At 73.1% G+C, this 2,624-nt stretch carries 2 protein-coding genes; one reads left to right on the forward strand and one right to left on the reverse strand.

From position 1 onward, the window contains the following. On the reverse strand, positions 1-511 hold a 511-nt coding region (locus J0670_RS35400), incomplete at its 3' end, for a hypothetical protein (protein ID WP_207816678.1). Positions 512-774: 263 nt separating this feature from the next. On the opposite strand from J0670_RS35400, the gene J0670_RS35405 reads away from it, so the two are divergent. Continuing rightward, positions 775-2,364, forward strand: coding sequence for a PD40 domain-containing protein (locus tag J0670_RS35405; RefSeq protein ID WP_207816680.1), 1,590 nt, complete (start codon positions 775-777; stop codon positions 2,362-2,364). The last annotated feature ends 260 nt before the right edge of the window (positions 2,365-2,624 follow it).

Here is a 2,624-nt window from a genome sequence, read left to right on the forward strand (position 1 = left end):
GCACCGAAGCATGCCGGGCGATCAACTCGCCGAGCAGACGCCGGTCCGGCGTCCCGCGCTTGGGCAGCACGGTCAGTACGTGCGTCTCCTCATCGCCGCCCAGCAACACGAACAGCTCGGGCGTCTCCAGGTAGTACGGCTGTTCCCGCCAGGCGAGCGGCATGACGGAGACCGCGTTGCTGACGGTCACCCCGACCTCGTCCAGGACCACCCGGAACTCGCCCTTGTCGGCCACCATCCGCATCACCCGCCGCAGCCGCAGCCAGGGCAGCCCGACCGCCACCACCAAGGCGATCGCGGCCAGCGCCACGGCCTGCACCCGTACGGCTCCGGAGGCGAGCGTCAGCAGCACCGCGCCCGCCGCCGCGCAGCCGGCCAGCACCCGGTTCTTCCGCCGGACCCGACGCCCCGCCACCGTGCCCCGGTCGCGGGCCGCGAAGGCGGCGCGGAAGTCGGCGGCCGTCGGCGTGTAGCGGACCTCGACCGGCTCCGTCCGCCCACCGGCATCCATGCTCACGACCTCCTCAGACGCTCCGTCGCCGGATCGTAGCAAAGGCCATGCGCACACGATCCACCCGGCTTCGGGCCCACGCCCCACCCCGTGACGTGAATGCACCGCTCCCGCCGCACCAGCGTTGACCGCCCGGCCCGCCCGGCGGTTGGCTCGATCCGAGCCGACCGCCGGGGAGTTCGACGCACCAGCCACCGGGCGCCGCCACGCGCGAACGAGTGCCGCCGTCGACGCGGCCCGGCCGTTCCCAGGGGAGGGACCAGATGACCCGTACACCCACCACCGCCCAGCCAACCCAGGCAACCCGGCCAGCCCGGCCAGCCCGATCGGCCCGACCAGCCCGACCAGCCCGACGCCTGCTGCGCGCCGCCGGCGCACTCGGCGCGGCCGCCGCCCTCGCGCTCACCGCCGCACCGGCCGCCCAGGCCGACCCGACCCACGCCATCGCCCGCACCGAGCGCGTCTCCGTCGGCCTGAACCACGCTCAGCCCGACGGCGCCTCACACTCCGCCGGCCTGAGCGCCGACGGCCGCTACGCCGTCTTCACCTCGGCAGCCGGCAACCTGGTGCCCGGCGACACCAACGGCAAGACCGACGTCTTCGTCCGCGACCTGTGGACCGGCCGCACCGAACGGGTCGACACCGGCCCCGGCGGCGCGCAGGCCGACGGGGACTCCTACGAGGCCACCATCAGCGGCAACGGCCGTTACGTCGCCTTCGGCTCCTGGGCCACCGACCTCGCACCCGGCGCGAACCGCGGCCTCCAGGACGTCTACGTCCACGACCGCTGGACCGGCGAGACCAGGCTGGTCTCCACCGGGGAGAAACCGGGCAAGCCGCAGTCCGACCGGTCGTCCGGCACGCCGTCGATCAGCTGGGACGGCCGCTACGTCGCCTTCCAGTCCAACCGCACCGACCTGGCCCCGGACACGGTCACGTGGTTCGGCGGCAACATCTACGTCCACGACCTGTGGACCGGGAAGAACCGCCTGGTCAGCCTCGGCGCGGACGGCAAGGAGGCAAACAACTCCTCCACCTCCCCGGCGATCAGCGCCGACGGCGGCAGCGTCGCCTTCATCTCCAAGGCGACCAACCTCACCGATCCGGACCAGCCGGGTGCCCTCCCCCGGAGCGCCGCCGCCCAGCTCGCCGCCACGGCAGGCCAGGAGACCGACGAGCAGTTCACCCTCGACGCCCGAAACCCCCGAGACCCCCGAGACGCCCGAGACGCCCGAGGCGCCCAAGACTCCCGCGACGCCCTCCCCTCGACCTCGACCGACCAGCCGCAGATCCTCAAGCCCCGCCTCTACCCGCTGTACGTCCGGAACCTGCGCTCCGACCGGACGGTCCTCGCCAGCCCGGACGAGCAGGGCGGCTACCGCGGTGCCTCCTCCCCCTCGCTCAGCTGGGACGGCCGCTCCGTGGTCTACTCCGGCCTGGTCCAGCACGGGAGCAATTGGGGGGACCGGCACTTCGAGGTGTACGTCCGTGACCTGGCGCGCGGCACCGAGACCCTGGCCAGCGTCGGCCTGCCGGGAACGACGACCACCGAGAGCTCCTCCGCCGGCCGGCTGACGGTGGACGGCCGCTGGGTCTACTTCGACTCCGCGGCCCAGAACCTGGTGCCCGACAGCCCCAAGGGCGGCGCCTACGTCTTCCGGCGCGACCTGTGGACGGGCCGCACCGAGCGGATCAGCCTGACCGACGACGACTCACCGAACACCGCTTCCGCGTACGCGCCGTACATCGACGCCTTCGGCACCGCGGTGCTGTTCACCCGTGACGACGCCCCCGCCCCGGGCGACACCACCGCCCTCCCGAACGTGTTCCTGCGCCGCCTGCCGCTGTTCTGACGCCGCGCCACCCACGAGGCCCGGGCGCTCCGGAGCGCCGCAATGCCACGACACCGAAGCGCCACGACACTGAAGCGCCACCACGCCGGAGCGCCCGGGCCGCGTCAAGCGAACACTTGCCCCACCCTCGTTGACTGTTGCTTTGTCAGATATTCACCACCCCCTGTCTACCCGCATAGAACCACCCCTGGTGACATGGACACACCGCTCGGCGACCCGTGCCGAGCCCGTGCCAGGGAGCTCCCCCCATGCTTCGTCCC

The sequence above is a fragment of the Streptomyces sp. FH025 genome, assembly GCF_017427025.1.
In the GTDB taxonomy this organism is placed as follows: domain Bacteria; phylum Actinomycetota; class Actinomycetes; order Streptomycetales; family Streptomycetaceae; genus Kitasatospora.